At 36.8% G+C, this 19,097-nt stretch carries 17 protein-coding genes; 9 read left to right on the forward strand and 8 right to left on the reverse strand.

Annotation, left to right across the window (positions count from 1 at the left end; translation table 11 throughout):
* Positions 1-78: 78 nt before the first annotated feature.
* Complete coding sequence (locus tag EA772_RS01070; RefSeq protein ID WP_124910848.1) at positions 79-660, forward strand: Crp/Fnr family transcriptional regulator; 582 nt, start codon at positions 79-81, stop codon at positions 658-660.
* Positions 661-2,089: 1,429 nt separating this feature from the next.
* Complete coding sequence (locus EA772_RS01075) at positions 2,090-3,136, forward strand: transposase (protein WP_124910849.1); 1,047 nt, start codon at positions 2,090-2,092, stop codon at positions 3,134-3,136.
* A gap of 25 nt (positions 3,137-3,161) precedes the next feature.
* Here EA772_RS01075 and EA772_RS01080 read toward each other — a convergent pair whose 3' ends face one another.
* Positions 3,162-3,386: a JAB domain-containing protein gene (locus EA772_RS01080; RefSeq protein ID WP_371683158.1), complete on the reverse strand. Its 225-nt coding sequence runs from the start codon at positions 3,384-3,386 to the stop codon at positions 3,162-3,164.
* Between the two features lie 518 nt (positions 3,387-3,904).
* Positions 3,905-5,338, reverse strand: a complete 1,434-nt coding sequence (locus EA772_RS01085; RefSeq protein ID WP_168187452.1) for a DNA/RNA non-specific endonuclease — start codon at positions 5,336-5,338, stop codon at positions 3,905-3,907.
* 336 nt (positions 5,339-5,674) lie between these two features.
* Here EA772_RS01085 and EA772_RS01090 point away from each other — a divergent pair, with 336 nt between their 5' ends.
* Positions 5,675-6,220, forward strand: a complete 546-nt coding sequence (locus EA772_RS01090; RefSeq protein ID WP_124910850.1) for a putative glycolipid-binding domain-containing protein — start codon at positions 5,675-5,677, stop codon at positions 6,218-6,220.
* Positions 6,221-6,489: 269 nt separating this feature from the next.
* On the opposite strand, the gene EA772_RS21955 is transcribed toward EA772_RS01090, so the two are convergent.
* The 3 genes from EA772_RS21955 to EA772_RS01100 form a co-directional block, all read right to left on the reverse strand.
* A complete protein-coding gene (locus EA772_RS21955; protein ID WP_168187453.1) occupies positions 6,490-6,627 on the reverse strand; it encodes a hypothetical protein in 138 nt (45 codons plus the stop codon).
* 312 nt (positions 6,628-6,939) lie between these two features.
* Positions 6,940-7,302: a response regulator transcription factor gene (locus EA772_RS01095; protein ID WP_124910851.1), complete on the reverse strand. Its 363-nt coding sequence runs from the start codon at positions 7,300-7,302 to the stop codon at positions 6,940-6,942.
* A gap of 393 nt (positions 7,303-7,695) precedes the next feature.
* A complete protein-coding gene (locus tag EA772_RS01100) occupies positions 7,696-10,083 on the reverse strand; it encodes a carboxypeptidase regulatory-like domain-containing protein (RefSeq protein WP_246834016.1) in 2,388 nt (795 codons plus the stop codon).
* A 438-nt stretch (positions 10,084-10,521) separates the two neighbouring features.
* Here EA772_RS01100 and EA772_RS01105 point away from each other — a divergent pair, with 438 nt between their 5' ends.
* The 6 genes from EA772_RS01105 to EA772_RS01130 all read left to right on the forward strand — a co-directional run bounded on the left by EA772_RS01105 (position 10,522) and on the right by EA772_RS01130 (position 16,527).
* Positions 10,522-11,001 carry a hypothetical protein gene (locus EA772_RS01105; RefSeq protein ID WP_124910853.1) on the forward strand — a complete coding sequence of 160 codons (480 nt, stop codon included), beginning with the start codon at positions 10,522-10,524 and terminating at the stop codon, positions 10,999-11,001.
* A 198-nt stretch (positions 11,002-11,199) separates the two neighbouring features.
* Positions 11,200-12,078: a carboxypeptidase-like regulatory domain-containing protein gene (locus tag EA772_RS01110; protein WP_168187454.1), complete on the forward strand. Its 879-nt coding sequence runs from the start codon at positions 11,200-11,202 to the stop codon at positions 12,076-12,078.
* Positions 12,079-12,244: 166 nt separating this feature from the next.
* Positions 12,245-12,847: a hypothetical protein gene (locus tag EA772_RS01115; RefSeq protein WP_168187455.1), complete on the forward strand. Its 603-nt coding sequence runs from the start codon at positions 12,245-12,247 to the stop codon at positions 12,845-12,847.
* A 165-nt stretch (positions 12,848-13,012) separates the two neighbouring features.
* Positions 13,013-13,924 (forward strand): DUF6438 domain-containing protein, encoded by a 912-nt coding sequence (locus tag EA772_RS01120; protein WP_124910856.1) that lies wholly within the window; start codon positions 13,013-13,015, stop codon positions 13,922-13,924.
* 130 nt (positions 13,925-14,054) lie between these two features.
* On the forward strand, positions 14,055-15,977 hold the full coding sequence (locus EA772_RS01125) for a hypothetical protein (protein WP_124910857.1): 1,923 nt from the start codon (positions 14,055-14,057) through the stop codon (positions 15,975-15,977).
* Positions 15,952-16,527, forward strand: coding sequence for a hypothetical protein (locus tag EA772_RS01130; RefSeq protein WP_124910858.1), 576 nt, complete (start codon positions 15,952-15,954; stop codon positions 16,525-16,527). Before EA772_RS01125 ends, EA772_RS01130 begins: the two co-directional genes overlap by 26 nt.
* A gap of 237 nt (positions 16,528-16,764) precedes the next feature.
* Here the strand turns inward: EA772_RS01130 and EA772_RS01135 are convergent, their stop codons facing one another.
* The 3 genes from EA772_RS01135 to EA772_RS01145 all read right to left on the reverse strand — a co-directional run bounded on the left by EA772_RS01135 (position 16,765) and on the right by EA772_RS01145 (position 18,956).
* On the reverse strand, positions 16,765-17,415 hold the full coding sequence (locus tag EA772_RS01135; protein WP_124910859.1) for a hypothetical protein: 651 nt from the start codon (positions 17,413-17,415) through the stop codon (positions 16,765-16,767).
* Between the two features lie 133 nt (positions 17,416-17,548).
* Positions 17,549-17,923: a hypothetical protein gene (locus tag EA772_RS01140; RefSeq protein ID WP_124910860.1), complete on the reverse strand. Its 375-nt coding sequence runs from the start codon at positions 17,921-17,923 to the stop codon at positions 17,549-17,551.
* Positions 17,924-18,134: 211 nt separating this feature from the next.
* Complete coding sequence (locus EA772_RS01145) at positions 18,135-18,956, reverse strand: DUF1963 domain-containing protein (RefSeq protein WP_124910861.1); 822 nt, start codon at positions 18,954-18,956, stop codon at positions 18,135-18,137.
* Positions 18,957-19,097: the final 141 nt, after the last annotated feature.

Genomic DNA, 19,097 nt, shown 5'->3' on the forward strand with positions numbered 1-19,097 from the left:
TCAATAAATATGCTTGATCTAAATCAAGCGCCAGTCTTGTGTTGCGAAAACTTTATCTTTGCTTCAAAAAGTTCAGGCATGATCAATACCCTTTTCAGTCACATTGAAGAAAAAGTTTTGCTTAGTGATAAGGATAAAGAACTGATCAAGGGTTTCTTTTCGACCAAAAAATTAAGAAAAAGGCAATACCTGTTACAGGAGGGAGAAGTTTGCAAAAACCTCGTTTTTGTTGCCAAAGGCTTACTCCGCACCTACAATATCGATGAAAAGGGCAACGAACATATGAGCATTTTTGGCTGGGAAGGATGGTGGCTATCAGATTTCAATAGCTTTCTCTCAGGCGAACCCGCTGTTTTTAATATCGATGCGATTGAAGATTCAGAATTATTGTTGCTTTCCAAAAGCAATTATGAAGCCTTAACCCTGACAGTACCCATCATGGATCGCTACTTCCGGATTCTTTATCAAAATAGCCTGGTGACCAAAGAGCGAAGGTTGATGAGTAACATTACTCATAGCGCTGAAGAGCGTTACCTGGAATTGTCAGCATCAAACCCTAAAATTATTGAGCGCATTCCACAAAATCTCATTGCTTCTTATCTGGGTATCGCCCCTGAAACATTGAGTAGAATCAAGAAAAACTTAATTTCAAAAAAATAGTTAATAGCGTTACTGAAATTCAGAATTTTTTATGCTGAAAATCATTGCAAAAAAAATGGAGCTAAATCTTTAAGATCTAACTCCATTTGGTGCACTAGAGGGGACTACAATCGAACAATTAATACCTCTGCTTACGTTGTTTAATTCTGTTAATGAAAGAGAAAAATAGCGATTTATGGATTGTAAAAGCACTTTTATTTAACTTAAGAACTTTTAACGTTGGTTGTAAACGGATCATTTTGTTTCATTTTACGACCACTATCAAGTTAGGGTTTCTATGTAAATAATATTCTGTAGAAAGTAAAAGGGAGCTTAATTGAACATTTACTTAAGCAACTATTTCTCATGTATATTTAGATTAGTAAACTAGCGAGAATTAGCTCGGATCGAGTAATTACGACCTCCTCTTCCCAAAAGGAACTAACAATCAATGAGGAAAAATTCTGACATTTATATTAATGTTGCAGGTAGAATGATATTCGATAAAAAAGTCCAAGCCCAATTGACTAGATTTGCATCGAAGCGGAAAGACTTTTAAGCAGGATTAATCAATTAGAAATAACTGCCAATATTTACAAGTTGTCCAACACCTTTAAAGAATTGTTGGCCAATTCATGGAATTACCCCTTTTTTATTTTGACAGGGAATTCAACAAATACTTAACAGAACTTAACTGCGCATCCCAGCATTTGTGGCTTAACGGTTGCGGTCCAAACTTTCAGTTAATGTGGTCTCTATTACTGTAGGCCAATAAATCCATGTGACAGAGATTATGAAAGCTAATCGACATGTAAGCATAAGTCAAATCGACTTATCTTCGTGAACTTACTAAGTTTTATCAAGATTGATTAGAAAGAGTTTCAGTTAACCCAATTTCTAATTGCCCTAGCTGATCTTTTCAATCAAGACAATTATGTTTTACATCACTTGTCAGTAAAACTCTATTAGATTAACTAATATATATAAATCGGATACGACCGCATCCACATTCTTATTGACAATGAAATTTCTTATTTTGTACTATCAAATCACTCAACCGTTTGTATTTACATTTTTGAGATAAACTTATCAATCATTATAGTTTTACCTATGCACTATTTTAAGCTCAAAAATGAACACTATACTGCGGAAGAAGCAACCTATATGTTGAAGTAGATTATAAATCTTAATATGATTAAAGGCCTTTAGAGTGGTTTGATTTCTTACTTGCACTAATTCTAGTTTTTGTTTATCTTGTAATAACAAATCACTCAACCAACATGTCTTCACTTTTAAGATAGATTTAGGACAGCTGTTAATATAGATCTATTCAAGACCATAAGCCTAAAGGCGGTTTGTTTATTTTGGAAGACGCGACCTATTTCAATCTGTAGAAGAATTTATTTTTGATTAAAGGACTTTAGAGTGGCTTGTTAAATCAGAATGCATTATGATAGAGAGCAAGCTCACTGTTATTAAATATTTCATTGGAATAGATGTCTCTAAAGCTACATTTAACTATTGTTTAAGATATGCTGGAGGGAATGTTTTAAATGGAAGAGTGGCAAACAACGTGGAGTCAATCAAGGAATTTGTTCTAAAGCTTAGAGAAATTTCAGGCTTCAAATTAGGCTATGCAATATTTGGAATGGAAGTCACCGGAGTATATGGTCTCATGCTGTTAAATACTTTAACCAAAATGAAAGCAAAAATAGTTGTTGAACCATCCATCCGAATTAAGAATTCTCTCGGAATCATTAGAGGCAAAAATGATAAACTCGATGCTGCTCGAATCGCCCGATATCTCATCAAGAACCTTCAGGAATTGAAGCTGTGGGTACCTCGCAGGAAGATTATAGATGAGCTCAGTAGCTTATCAACATTAAGGGAAAGAATGGTGAAGGTCGGTGTTATCATAACCACTCCGCTGAATGAAGATACTAATTTTATTGATCCAGCTATATCTGCGGCGAATATCAACCTATGCAACCCGTCAATTGTTCAAATTGAGGATTTGATAACAAATATTGATATAAAGATCAAAGCTCTTTATACAAATGATGATCATTGTAACCGACTTATGAAGATTATGCTTTCTGTAATGGGTATAGGCGAAGTAACTGCTTTACAAATCCTAATACATACGAATGAATTCAAAACAATTACAACGGCAAGAACTTTTGCGTCCTATTGTGGTGTGGCACCGTTTGAATATGATTCTGGGACAAGTGTTAAAAAAAAGGCAAGAGTTTCGCATCTAGCAAATAAGCGAATTAAATCATTGCTTCATAATGGAGTAAGAACATGTATTGGACATGATCCTAGCATTAAAGCATATTATAGGCGCAGAGTAGATGTTGATAAAAAGAACAAGATGTCAGTTATGAATGCAATTAAATTCAAGTTGATATGCAGAGTTTTCGCATGTGTTCGTGTTGATAGATTTTATGAGAAAGGGTACGTCTCTCTTAAACCAGTTACCAATAAGCTTAGGTGATCAACCCCAGCTAAATTAATTTACATTAACACTCGTCAGCGAAGCTAACATAGTTACGATTAGTAACGATGATGTGATCACACACCTCAATATCCGAAAGCTTTCCACCTTCTTTTAACTTCTTAACAAATAGTTTATCAGCTTCGCTAGGCCTTAGATTACCGCTAGGGTGGCGATCGCAAAATAAGATTTTATATGGGTAGCGCACCGCTTTGGTTCTGGCTTTAGCACTAAAGTTTAAACATATCACTTTTGGATAAAGCGATATTCTGTAAACTTAATGATGTTATTTCTCATGTATTTGCCCGTAAATGCAATCTGTGAACAGATGCTGACAGTCTGGCCATATGTAAATACAGATACACACAAATAGCAACATGATTAGAATTACATTTGATTTCACATTGCTCGCCATTGGCGGGCTTGCTGGCTGCCTTTGTTTGGTCCTGATCAGCAGCAAAGATGCCCGCGATTAGCATTACCTTGAGCATTACGCCTCAACCACCAGTGCAACCAATATGGTGGATAGTGTTGATAGTTATACCGGCAGATACCTGATTGCGCCGGATGTTCGTGATTTTGGCAAAGTGCTTGGTTAAAGGGAAGTTTCGACTCGACCTATCTAAGCGCCCAAGACAATAAAAAGGCGTAGCCCTTATTCAAATTGCCATCAGGAAGTACCAATAAAAATGGGGGAAGCTTTTGACATTCCCCCATTTTTAAATTTATTAGTTATTGTTACTCGGATCAATTAGTTCAATAGGTTGATTAGTTCCCACTATCTTTTATCTTCTCCACCACATCCTGGATATTTTGTGATAAGTTGGAGAGCAGGTTGTAACCTGTTGCAGCTTCAATGTCGCGAACGGAAACAATATAATCTTTCCAGCTTGCACTGGTGCTGTTAATGTTAGGTGTATTAATGGCAATTACCCGCGTGGAAGATGTCACCCGGCTTAAATCGTTATCGCCTGTTTTTAAAAGTACCGCTACCTTCCAAACGTTTGCCGGAACCGTTACTTTTCCATTGTTAATGCTATTCACTACCGATGCACTCGCTGAACCAATGCCACCGGTACCATAACTGCCCATGATCACATAAACCTCATAACCGTTTAATGCCTGGCCACGAAGGTAACTTTCGAAAGACTCCCAGGTTTTCTGGTTGTTATTTGGAGCCTGAGGGATCATATTGGTCATTAGAAAAGTTGCTGAGTTAGCGGTACTGGAACTGGTACGGTCGCCACTTGGACAATTGTGCCCTCTATCGAAACCTGAACCTGAATAGCTGTTGCTTTGCACCTGGTACCAATTGGCTGGCAGGCCGGTGAATGCAGCAAAATCATCTTTTCTGCTTGCGGTACCATTGAAGTTATTTGGATCTAAGTGCCAGCTCACCCAGTTTGGAATGCCACGGGTCATGCTGTAACTTTCTACATAATATTTCTGATCAATCAGGTAGTTTTCCGCTGAAACTACTGTCGCCATCGCACCTGAAGGATTGCCAAATAATAAGTTTGAATTGTCTCCACCTGCCGGGGGCGCATCTGCACCTGCCTCGGGCGTTCCTCTTCCGGGTGTTGGATTGGTGGAGTTTCCATTATCCACAGGATCGGTATCTGGTGCACCTACCGTAATACCCGGATCGCCAGTGCCCTTAAAAATAATGTCATCGATATTGATCCTGGTGGTGCCTGCCTTCTTAATCTGGAAACGGATTTTACCGGTGCTGCTCACTTTGAACGAATCTGTTACTAAAGTTGTACTGGTTTCAGCAATATCTGAACCGAGCTGAGCATAGGTTTTACCACCATCCGTGGAGGCCAGAAGCTGCCAGGTAGAATTCGCGTCTGTGCCGTATTTTGCATGCGACACATAGATCATTTTCGCACCTGCTACGTCAAAATTCATAGACAGGTAGCCTGTTCTCAACCTGACAGATTTTGCACCATTTTTAGCATCTGCAGCAAGGTTGCCGATAAGGGCATCACTCATGGTCCATTTTCCGGTTAACAGCTGAACACTGTCTAAAGCATAGGCTCCTTTCGTACCCGCTTCGAATGTTTCAGTAATGGCATAGGCCGTAGGTGCCTTTGGTGGCGTGGCAGGTGTTTCTTCTTCAACCGTTGTTTTTTTTGAACAAGCCGATAGCGACAGGATTCCAATGAACCCCGAATAGATAAGGATGTTTTTAAATGTCATTTTTTTAAATGTCTTAGGGTATGCACTATTCAGATCTTTTAAAATGAATACGAAGGTATAAAGAAATGGCGATTGCAAGGTTATATTATTGCTAACAATTCGGGAAAGGGCTCCTGCGCTTATAAGGGTTTTAACAGGCAGCTCTAAGGCTGATTGATTAGCAACCCAATTAATGGTTCCGATAGAACCTGATTCAGGGCTATTGGTCAAACAACAGTTGGAAAATCTGTGTTTATTTTTCGAAAATAGTACAGTAACATTTAGACCAGCAGGCTAGCGTGGTTCCGGCCGAATCTAAAAACGCAAAATCAATTTCATGCGATAGCCATCAATACTATGAAAACAATCATTTGGAAAGGAATTTATTATAAGGCTCTTGAATATTTCCAGTTGTCTGAAACGCATCAGAACTTCACGGTGAAGTCAAGAATCATCGGAACTTTTGAAGATAAATTTTATTGGGTAGATTATTCATTGGTTATTGCGAAAGATTGGACATTAACCAATTTTAAAATAGAGTTTGAGGTCAATAACAATAAAAAAAGGATATTGGGAGAAAAAATTAATAGTGATTGGTCAATAAACGGAGAAATTAAGCCGCAATTCCGAAACTTCGACTTTATAGATATTTCATTGACACCCTTCACCAATACGCTACCCATCAATCATCTGCATTTTAGTGCTCATCAAAAAAAGACAGTTAAAGTCATGTATGTTGATATTTTTAACGGGTCAATTGAAGCGGTAAAACAAAAGTACAGTAAGAATTCTGACCTTAATTATCACTACGAAAACATTCCAAAAAATTTTGAAGCTGACCTTAACGTTGACGACAGCGGATTTGTCAATCTTTATCCCACTTTGTTTGAAAGGATAGTTTAGAAAATAATAGAATCTAAACCTGCTCTGCAAAGCATCTCTTAACCTAAATCAGTTGTGATTTATACTCTATTCACTTTTTATGGTTTATCAAGATAGATCGGTGGTGATGTCAATTTTAATGATTTAATATTCACTTAAAACTTCTAATGTTTTATACTTAGTAAGTGATTTATAGGTACCGCCTTCCTGGGGCATGTGAAAATCAAAATTGCGTTACCCCTCCTATTATTTTAACTTATAATTGATGCCAAACCTTCAATAATTCGCATTTACCCGATGGTTTGGGCTACCAACGATCCATCCTGATGGTTTTCTGTTCCAACTGAATATGCCAAGTACAAGCCATAGTTTTGATAAGTTAGGCCAAATTGTGGTCGTGGTCTTAAATCAAAATCAATCGTTCCCATTTTTCTATCAATGCTTAATGTTGAACCATTGATGAAAATTCAAACTTTTAAATAACAATAAAGTGTTTTGCATTTCAATAATGATTTGCGTTCAAAAAATTTTTATTTGGATAAAATATTTTTATACGCTGGCATTGATGTTTATCATGACAAGCAAAGGCCTTATTAAGGGTAAAAGCAAAGGTTCGTAATCCATTCCAATCTGCCCTAAAGCATAGTATAGGGATGGTTGCTACCTGCATGAGTCAAAAACCTAATGCCTGAAATAATTATTGATAAACAATAAATAGGAAAAAACTGATGGGGCAAAATTTATGATGTAGGCAGAAGACTATTAACTGTCCGAGCGAGCTCATCATAATCGAATGGTTTTAGCATCACTTTATCAGCAACAATCGGAATAGTATATATTTGGGATTCTAACATAGCAGTAATGAGTAATATCGGAATGTGCGCAGTCTTAATTGATCTCTTCAAATCAAAACAAAGCTGTCTTCCATCACATTGATCGAGCAAAATATCCATTACAATAAGTTCCGGATGGAATTGATCAATCATCTTCTCTAATAAGGCGGCATCATTAATTGTTTTCACCCGATGCAATTGTTCTGTTAATTCCAAATGCAGCACGTTAGCATTTCCGGCGTCGTTTTCAACTACTAATATCTTGGCCATGATTACTTTTTAATTGCCCTAAATTTACAGAAAATCCACACAATTTCAATTAACTCATCACTGAGCAAAGACTCAGGGCATTCAGGGGTGCAATCAAGCGACGGAAGATCAAAAATATATCTACACCAATTTAAACGTGTATTTCTGCTAACAGACTTGCTTTTCTCTGTTTTGAATCCATACGAAAGCAATCACTTAATGACAGCGTATTATTGATTTTACTTTCCTGATAAAGGTTTCGTTGACTAAATTGATAACGATCGTATACTGGGTTTGACTTAGGATTATGGATACAAGAGTTTTATATGCCAGTGATTACATCCTTTACATGATCTTTCAAATAAATAAAATCAGGATTTACGCTTCTCAATAGTTTTTAAAGCTATACCTCGTCTACTTTACAGTAAAAAATGCCACTTCCCGCGTAATTTGACCATTGATGCCAATCCCCTCTAACGTCACCTGATACCTGCCTTTTTCATCAGCAGTATAAAAGTCTACTGTTGCCATGCCTTCTTTGTCTGTAATGATATCAGGTTTCCAAAATAAAGGATCACGAAGATCTTTGGCAATGTCGTCTTTCTTAATCGCATAGTTAGGACTAGAAAAAGCTTTAGGAGCAGCAAAACCTGGAATCTTTTTTCGAATGATACCCGTAGTTTGCTCAGTAACCTTTGCGAAGTTTGGATTATGATGATTGGAGGTAAGAAAGATTATGCCAAAGCATACTCCCTGACCATACAAACTTTCGCCAAATTGGTTTGCCATGCCCGCTGCTGTCACACCACCTTTGATAATTTGTACCCCAGTTAGCGATCTTGGATCGATGAAAGATAAATCCTCGATATTTTGACCATTTAATAAAATAAACATTGGGCCTTCTTTTCCTTGGCATGTGCCGATAACTTTATTATTAATTATCCTGACCCCAGCAAACCTGCTTCTGAGATAATCTGTCAAACTGATTATCTTGTGCAGCTCTTCAGCTTCTATGGTATAATCTGGAGGTGCAGCCGCGAAAGGATAAACCGAACCAGGAATGACGGGTCGACGTTTGGCGGCAATTTCAACTGTTTTTAATTTATTAACTTTCTCTTTTGATTGGATAGGATGAGGTTGGTTTTGATTTGATCCTTCGCTTTTTGCTGCTTTGGTTCCGTTCGCGTTTGGTAAATAAGTGGCTTCATCTTCAATGCTACCTACTTCCTCTTCCAATATAATCTGAACATTTTTTTCATTGCCCAGGTTGGTTACCCTGATCACTACCTCCGTACTATCTAAAACGCTGAAGTTTTCAAATTTGAAGATGCCATTTTCATTGGCAAAAGTATCAATCAGCATCATATTTTTTGCCGCAAAAAGGCTCAGTTTTGCGCCAGCCATCGGCATGCCATCTGTTTTCAGTACCTTTCCGCCAATGGATAAGCTTCGTTCTGCTGTAAATTGGGACGGGGGTTGGTTGTCTGTAAATATTTCATCCCAGGAAAAGGAACCCAACCTTTGTGTAATGAGATGCATGTCGAGCGCAGCTTTTCCCGTTTGCGCCTGAGGATCAAAATCAATGCTTTGGTCTTTATTTGTTTCATTAAGAATCAGGCTTGACCAGATTGACCAGCGACTGTTGTTTTCCTCGAGGGGCTCATTTGCTTTGGCTACAGCAATAGAATAGCCTCCTACAAGCCCGGCACCCGTGTCATCAGATATGTTGAGCCTGATTTTAACGAGTTCACGGGTACCATATTCATTTCGATCCAGGAATAATTGCTTCGATGATTGCTTTTCTGGTACAAATAAAAACCGGTTCGCAAGCAAGGTGTTCTCCATTGAAAAAAGTGCTACCTCATTCAAACCCGAAGGCAGTAAAGCTTTTGGGATTTTGAGTGCTGATGATCCTAAGACAATCGATACGGGTATAACATGGTATATATTTCCATTGGCTTGAAAAACCACCCGCACCTCATCCTGGACTGTCATCGTTTTGGATATTCTTACCGTTAAAGTATCTTCATTAGTGCTGTTTACAGCCAGTACATAGCCCTTATCCTTTACTTTTGGCAGTTCAAAGCGCCTGTTTGCAACGCTTTTTTCTAAAACTGCGCTGTATTTTCCTTGCTGTTTGGGCGATAATGCAAACATGCCCATCCCGGATTTTTCGGTTGCGAACTCGGCAACTTTATGATTTCCTTCATTTATCACATAGCCATTTGCAGCGATAGGATTACCCCCGGCATCCTGGCTTTTGACCACGACCTTCGACCTCAGCCCGGCAACCAACGTGCCGCCTTCAGGATAGAATTGAAGTGAAGCAACCTCACTGGAAGCAGTTGGCAAATTTGCATTTCCTTTTATGCCAATATTTAAATTAAAAGTATAAATCTTCTGAGCGCCATGCTCCATCAAACGGGTGTGAACATTAAATGGATAGCTTCCTTGGTTAAACTTTTGAGGGCTTAAAACCAAATATCCGTTTGCCATACCGGAATTTACCGGAAGCCGTAATTTTTGACTATGGCCTTCACCGCTTACGATTTCAACATGCACGAGCTTACTTAAAGCAGATAACTGGTTATTGTAGCCATTAACAAGATAAATTTTATACCGAACGGTATCGCCAATCGCGTAAATTGTTTTATCAAAGTGGACATGAACTTTCTCTTTCGGGTGCTCCTGAAGAAACCGCTCCAGTTTTAAACTTAAATCTTTGTGATGATTAGATTCAATACCATCTGCAAGCGTGGGTTGCTGACCAGCAGAACTTGCAACATTTAATATAATGATCAATAACAACAGGCAATAACATTTGATCATGAAAGCGTTTGTTTTTAGTATTACTAAGCTAAACACTTAAAGTTAGGCTTACAAGTTTTTCTGCAATAGGATAGGGTTGGAGCCCAAATTAACAGATCTTTATCGGACTGGCAGCTTAGCAGTTATATTCCCAAATCAAAGGTAGTTTGTATAGTTGATGAGAAGCTGCACTTTTATGAAATACGTTGCATCAATCAAATTCTCCGAAAGTATTTTGATCTAAAAGTTATGCTGATTAGAAGAAGTGTACAAGACCATTCGGATAAGGTTTAAACACGTCAGATATGAGTTGACTAGCGAAAAAATGCTTTAGATGAGAACCCACTTCAGATATTTTGTAACAAAAACCCATAAATAAAGTCTTTAATATATGCTGAGTGGTAAATGTCTGATTAATAGAATTGTATCGATATGATTAAAAGTTCCTCACGGTTTACGCTTACAGTCCTTATTTTAGGTTTCTTTTTAGCAACAAGTTGTAATAGGGTAAATAATGATCATCATATAGTATTGCTTTTAGAAAAGGAAGTGTCAAGAAATATCGGGGGAAAGATTGAACTTGGAAAGCTAATAAACTTTAAATGGGATAAACTGCTCATCCTTCCTCCGTATACAAACATTAGTCGTGTTGAAAAAGCTCATCATATCAGTTTGAACCCCATTAAGCACTCCCGTATTGATATTCGTGAAGACATTAATCAAATTGTGTTTTTCGAAGAAAATAAAATTATCAAAATGATAGAGTTTCCGAGGTCAAGTGGAGACTTCGAAAACGCTCATCAATCTGAATTGTTTACAAGAGCTAATGCTAATTTTAAGATTTTTGCAACGAACCCACCTCAAAATACACCAAATTCAAAACCTTGGATTATATTAAAAAAAGATCAGTAAATTTCATGGATGGTTAAAAGGTATATTGAATTAAAGCTATATGATTTACAGTTTAAGGAAATCTTTGCCCCAAAATAATTGCCCTCTTTGAAAAATTAATTAACGGAGCATGGTAATTTTTACTATATTCAAAATAACATGTAGGTCTTGATCATTAGCCTTGCATTAACCTCCGAAATCACAACGTTGACCATGCGAATGCAACTCAGATTTTTTTTAAGAGCCCTAACATTTCTATATATCCTACCATTTATCTCGCATGCCCAAATAAGTAATAGATACGGAACAATAGTTGATATAGGCAGTCGTTCGGGTATACCTTATGTATCAATAGGAATTAAGGGAAAAGCGTTGGGTACTGTAGCCGACTCTACTGGCAAATTTAAATTACTTTTGGATAATACGGTAGCACCCTCTGATAGTGTAATTTTTATGAGGGTGGGATACCATACCCTTGGAAAGACCATTTCCGAACTAAAGGATTCCCCATGGGCAATAACCATGGAAGCCTCATCTGTACTATTAAATGAAGTATCCATAAAAGCCTCTAAACAAACGATAGAGACCTATGGACGTACCCCTGCATCCATATACCTAACCCCCAAAGCTTATATGAGGGTTCCAAGAACCAGTGATGTTAGTGGACTTGAACAGGCTACAATTTTAGATATTAACAATCAAATATTGTTAAAGGAAGTTGACTTTTTGTTGATTAGAAATAATTTTGCTAATCTTAAATACCGTATAAACTTATATTCTGTAAAGAATGATCTGCCGGATAAAATCATTCCGACTAAGGATATCATTTTTGAAACATCTGAAACCAGGGGATGGAAAAAAATTGATTTGGAAGACTACAATATTGTGCTAAAAAATTATAAAAAAGTTGCAGTTTCAGTACAATTGCTTGATGCCAAACTAAAGGATGACGATGTAAATAAAACCTTACTCCTTGTCCCATCATATCCATCACCCTTTAAAAAAAGTTTTTTCCGAGAGAAAAGCGAAAGTGAATGGACCCCATTAAAAAACTCTTTTTTGTATATTAATTTCCAGGCTTATAAATTAAAGGATTAAGCGGTAGAGAGTTTTGCCAACAAAGGCAAAAAGAAGCTATGTAGATAAAATACAATCCATTAACCTCATGCCACCTTAAATTTAATCATTAATCACCAATCAATTATATACTTAACGGAACAGAGTAAATAAATTTGTAATAGATAAAGACCAATCACTTCGTAATATGCTTAAGAAACTGATAATTTTCATCTTAACTCTAACAATATATGACTTGAATGCACAAGTTCTAAATTGTAAGATATCCGGATCTTTTAAAGAAAAAACTGACTATGAATTTGCTCATATAAGTAATCCGGAAACAAAGAAAAACTTAATTACCAGAATAAATGATGGCAAATTTATTTTTACCATTGCTAAGCCTCTGGAAATAGAAGTTTGTTTCCTTTATTTCGATAAAGATTCAGTGAGTGATTATGAAGAGTTAATAAAAAAATGGGAAGGTCTCCAAAGGCCAAAAATGATCGCAATTGAAGATGCGAAGATTTTCGTCAATAGTGATGCTAAAACTTCAGTTGTAGAAGGTGGAGAATTTAACACTCAAATTTCAAAATTCAACCAAGCTACTCGAACAAGAGATTTTAAAATCTTCTTAGATGTCTACCCTGATTCTCCCCTAGCTATAACCTTATTAAGAACTTATGTAATCTTACTAAAGATGCCAGAATATTATGACGAGAACGAACCTAGCGTACTCTATAATAAATTATCTGAACGTTTAAAAAATTCACCTCAGGGAATGAAAATTAAAAAAGACCTTCGACTTTAGCGAACGACGGTTATATTCAAATTATTTTAGCCTATATCATTTTAAAAGCCTCTTATAAAAAACTTATACAGCTATTTTTCGGCTTCAAAAAACGAACAAAAAAAATCTAAATTTAATCTATACCGCAATTCACACAATTTAAATTAATAGGAAAAATAAAATAACATGCGCCACTATGTAATATTGATATTTTCAATTTTCTTTTGGAATTCGGCTGCTTACGCGAATAGGATTGATGATTTGATTACTGATTCTGATGTAAATAATTTCGTAAAGTCGGAAAATCCGGAATTTGCAAAAGATAAATTCGGAAGGTTTCAAGTACAACCAACGGATTCACTCTTAAAAAATCTAAAATGTAACGGCATACTTGCCAACTGGAATATCAAAAATTGGGAGAAGGTAGATGTTACCAATGATGGTTTAACCGACTTGGTTTTTATTGCATATTGGTATGATTACATCAGCTATGTTTTCATAGATAAAGGAAATAATAAATTTCAACTTTTTAGATTTTCTAAGAATTCATTTGAAAACTGTGAGCTGATAAAGCCCATAAAAATTGGCACAAAAAACTATTTAAGGCTCTTTCGCAAAACCCAACAACCTGACTTTGAAAGCAAAATCCCTTTTTCCTATAAGGAGGTGCTGATTATGGACACGCTAGTTTTTAAATACAACAGCTTCATTGAGTTGGAAGTACCTGTAAACGATATTGTAAAATCTATCGAAATGAAGGCTTCAGGTTGTTTTGGCAATTGCCCGGTATTTAATTTAACACTGTATCATACCGGTAAAGGTGATTTCGAGGGGATTGCATTTACCAGAACCAACGGCGAATCTTCAAAAATTTTATCGTTGAATACATTTAAAGAATTATGTGACTTGGCAAATTACATCAATATAAAAAAGTTAAATGATCAATACCAGGTGCCATGGACCGACGACCAAACAGCCACCTTAACCATAACCTATGAGAAGGGTTTAAAAAAAACCATCAGAGATTATGGCATGCAAGGAACATTCGGATTGAGCGCTTTGTATTCAAAAATGACGGCTCTTGCGGTAACCTGGTGATGGATAGAAATTAAAGTTTGCACTTATGAAGCAGCCTCAAAAAACAATCGTTTGTTTCACCGCTAATTTTTTTTACCTTGTTCAGGAAGCGCTCTTCGGCCGCATTGTGCACCGCTATTTCAACCTTTCTATGAAATTTATATTTAGATATTTTTGGTTAATGGTCTGCACACTTCCAATGGCAAACTGTGTGGCTCAACAGGCGAATCAATCTATCGATATTGGTCAGGAAATAGTTCAGTATGGACAAAGCCTTTCGAATGCTGTGCTCTTCATTCACTTCGACAAAACAACATACACCAATAGCGAAACAATTTGGTTTTCCGCTTACTTAACAAAAGCTGACTCTGCACATGTTGCATTACACCATACGCTATCTATCGCCCTTTTTGATGACGTTACCAATAAGGTTAACTTATCCGGCCAATTTGCATTTGAAAACGGTTTGTGTGCAGGCAGCCTGTCGTTACCAGATACGATAGCTCCTGGAGCATATCATATCATAGGTTACACGAATCTACTTGATTCAAACGGTCAGCCGACGAATATTTTCAGGCAGGCGATAAATATAAAAACCATCGTAGTTGAAAATTTTAAGGCTACACTTGCGCTAGTTGATACAGATCGTGCAGACTCCCTCCGCATTTCATTGAACATCGAAGAGGAAACCAAAAGAAAATCCAATTATAACATCAACACTAAGGTCGGAAATTTGCCGGATCGGCCGTTAAAATCATCCAAAACAGGTCAAAATGTAATTAGTATCGCACGCGGGCAGATCACTCCGCAGCATCCAGTGCTGATTGCGACTATAAAAAACCAAAATGAAATTAAACGACTTCAACTAAAGTTACCTACAATAGAAAAAGATAGTTTAAAAATCCGTTTCTATCCGGAAGGGGGTAACCTATCTGCCAACAATCTTAATACTGTTGGTTGGGAAGCCAAATCGATAAATGGCGAACCGGCCATGGTAAAAGGCATTCTTCTCGAGGATAATAAAGTTTTAGATACCATCCAAACGCTAAGCAGCGGAATGAACAAATTTAGAATGTTACCTAAAGCTGGAAAGAATTATATATTCCAATTAATCCAGGGAAACCCGGCCGTGTATGCAAACGTCACTTACAAACTGCCTCCTGCAATAAATCATATTGTTGCCATGAACGTCTCCAAAGCTGTTGTCGATGATACCATAAAAATACAGGTAAGAAGTAACGGTGTCAGGAAAATGCGATTGCTGTTACATAACTATAGAAGTGTTTACGCTGATGTTCCATTGTTGACAACCGCCACTGGGCGGATGATCAAAATCGGTTTAGCTGACGTGCCCCGGGGAGTTTTTGCCTTAACACTGCTTGACAGTATAGGCAGGCCGGAATCGGAAAGATTATTCTTTTCACACTACAATCAAGAAGATAAAATCATTGTGAATACAGATAAAGCGGCTTACCACACTAAAGAAACTGTCAAATTAAAACTAAATCTTTCAAAATACTTTAAAGATACGAATACAGGTATTGTTTCCATTGCATGTGTACAGCAAAACCGACTGCAAAGCGCATTAACCCAGGATATTCAAAGCTTTCACTATCTATCCGATGAACTTGGCGATATCCCTACTGACCATTCAGGAAGGGGCTTTAGGAACATTTCTTATATCGAAGACATTTTGTTGGTTAAAGGCTGGAGAAAATATAGCTGGACAGACATGTTAAAAACATTAGACACCGGTTCATCGAGCTACACCTCAGCAGAATTTAAAGGCAAGGTGACACTTTTTGGCAAAAAATTAAAACGGGCGGTTAAACTATCGGTTTTGCGGGGCAATGATTATTCAGTGATAGAGACTGACAATTCGGGAAAGTTTATTTTAACACACCAGGACCTGAATATTGAACAGGGTAAAAAAGTCGTTTTAAATGTTAACGAATCGAATAAAGAAAACTACCAGATCAATATTGAGAATCCCTATATCAAAATAAACGAATCTTTAAGCACCGTGATCGAATCACATTCGGGGGGGGATGAGCATTCTTCAAGTATCCAATGATGTTCAAGGTTTGGCAGGGTTTGAAAAAACCAATATGCTGAAGGAAGTTGTGATCAAGGCGCAAAAGGACGGAAATACATTCAGCCCGACCGGACATACCGAAAAGGAAGGCAGAAATAGGTGCGGTGATTACCTATGTGTAACCTGGTGCTTAAATTGTCCATTTTCTGGCCATACTTGGAAAACATATATCCCCGAAAAAGGGAAAACATATATGAGGCATATTGTCAGCGATAATAGAATTATTCAAAATATTCCGTTGATATACCAGGGATGCGAATTAGAAACCAATAAGAATTCGGCTATCACTATTTACGGTATTAACTACAGTAGCGAAAAATATAGTTTAGATGAAGCTGAGTTATCAATGCCGGCGCCTACCTATACTTCAACATTACTATGGTCACCCATGGAAATCGTGACGACGGGGCAAGATATGGAGTTGAAATTTTTTACGGGGGATATTACAGGAACTTTCCAGATTATCGTACAAGGAATTTCTGATAACTCAATACTGTATGAAACCAAAACATTTACAGTTGCCAGGTGATGAAAACCATACCATATTTCCTGGATTTTTAACCCGTAAGACTTTCATGAAAATATGGAAGCGTAATGAATAATTAATTAACTTATTGGTGTATTAGGTCTATAAAATAAATAAAAATTACCGCCGACAATAGGGCGGCAGGAGCAGGATGGATCTGAACTTGTAAAATCGAAATGCTATTTTGCATGTGTTATAAACGAGCGCCGGCTGGATTTTGGCCAATTCGAAGTGTTGCTTTCAATATCCTAAGTAGGTGAACGCAGGATAGTATTCGTTGAAAAGCCGTTCAATCTGTACTGCAGCTTGTCTGTTTTTATTCCCTGGGCATTGTTTTTCGAAATATTCAGGAAGCAGGTAGCATAAAGTTTTAATTTCTTTTTTAGTTACCAAATGTATAATCCAGGTGCCGTTATCGTATGTGGTTCCTGCAGGTTTGCCTGCACATTCCGCACCATAGGTTTCATCATCAACAAGCTGCCATGGTTTAAATGATAGTATTTCCCGCCATAGCTTTTTTGTTCGTTGGCTGTCTATCTGAACATAATTAAAAAATATGTTGATATCAGCTGCATTATTTTTGAATCCTGTACGCTTAGCTAAGAACATATTCCATAACACTGCAGGCATTGATTTTTTAAGCTTGAAGACCGAATAATACGAACTGTCTATCGGTTCGTATTTGAAAGCATTTACAAAGTCTCCTGTCTTACTCAATAATCTATAAAAAGATGGTCTTCCATCAGCTAACCGTGAATATTCTATTACGATAGTGCTATCTGTATAATGTTGAAAAAATCTATGCATTGGTGATATACCAAGCCCTCTGGATTGGCCAAAAGATAGCAGCGGTAAAACCAAAAACAAGAATAAAACAAATTTTTTAATCATATCCAATGTAATTATTTTAAATGGAAAGATACGAGATAAAGTAATAATCAAATTAGATACTAAATTGCTTTTCTATCGATAAAATAGACCAGGTTGGTCTTAGGGGTCATAAACGATAATTTTAAAATTACACTTATTGTTCAGGATAAAAATTTAATGATTTTAAATACTTTTTATATTCAGATTTAGCTATGGAATCAAGTGCTTTTCCTTCATAATACATTAAACAGTAGTTCATAATGGGCCTTTCCTCTTCGAAATCTGAAATTTTGGAAGGTTGAATAAGTTTATCGTAAGATTGACCAAGACGAGAGGCACCTTCCGCAAGAATTGTATTACCAATAACATCAAAATTTATGGATAGAGAAATATCATTTTCAACCAATTTTAGATTTGATGAGGTAACACATGCAATAAACACCTGTCTTTTGTAGCTCCCTATCCATTCACTTTTTCTACGACTTTGCAGTGCGCAACCGCTTAATAGAAGTGTCGGAATAATCAACATTAAATTTATTGTGTTTTTATTAAACGAATTCCCATACATTAATGTCAGCCACCCTTGATTTCTATTTTATGGTCAACAAAATAGCATTATGATCTTTAAAACTATATCTATTCAAAGAAATGGATGGGTTAAAAGAAGCGGGGTACCATCACTTTCCTGTGCATGCAGCGCCTAAGGGCTGGACATGCCCAACTATGGTATAATCTACTCATTAGGTATTTTGCATCACCAGGATCACATTGTCAAAATTCTCCTTAGCTAAATCTTTTTCATGGATACCGAAGTAAGCAACGCTATCTCCAAAATGCTCAATGCCGATTTTCGGATCGCTAAAATCTAACTGAAGCAATAGTACAAACTGATCTTCCTCCTGATTAATGCTATCCATTTGCTCCTGGGTGATGGCATCAATTTGATCAATACCTAAATATTTCGCAGCCCACCAAAACCTTACTGTACCCTGAACAGCGTTTGGATGCCCTAATATTTGATGCCCGATATCAGTCAATGCCGATGCCGATTGAACTTCCATTTCAAGCGATTCCATCAAAAACAAATCTTCGTCAGTCATATTATTTTTAACAATTACATCTTCCTGATAGGAAGGAAAGGTAAACTGTTCGACAAAGGAAATAGGGAATGCTGGAATGTCCTCACTATTTCCATTAGCATTGCCTCGCGTCGTATTGTTGACGAACACCACTTTAAATTCATCTTTTCGGTCAGGATAACGGTTGCCAATATCATTTACGAGTATAAAAAAACAGAGCAGGCCACTTTTAGGTAATAAATCATTCAGGTAATGAATATCATCTAAGGAAATTTGTGCTAAAAAGCTTAAGGGAACATCATGAAGTGATGGATAATGCTGATCAAAGATCGTGGGCGCTCCTCCAATCTGCGACCTTGATTGCTTTATTACAGCAGGCTCATCCAAACTGAATTTTAAACTGAGTAGTAATAACGATATTATTTTTTGCCCGTTTACAGCTTTTGTATTTTCTATAAGTTTAATAATTTCTACTTTCTCCATCAATTTAGAAAATTAAATCATTTAAGTGAATGTTAGGATGATTGATTAAAGCTTATTTTGCACCAATAATGATATTCGTCACATTCGTAAATATATAGCATCAAACATACTTTAATAAGTCATTTACTGAATTGATATTTG

It is taken from the genome of Pedobacter sp. G11, from assembly GCF_003860265.1.
In the GTDB taxonomy this organism is placed as follows: Bacteria; Bacteroidota; Bacteroidia; order Sphingobacteriales; family Sphingobacteriaceae; genus Pedobacter; species Pedobacter agri.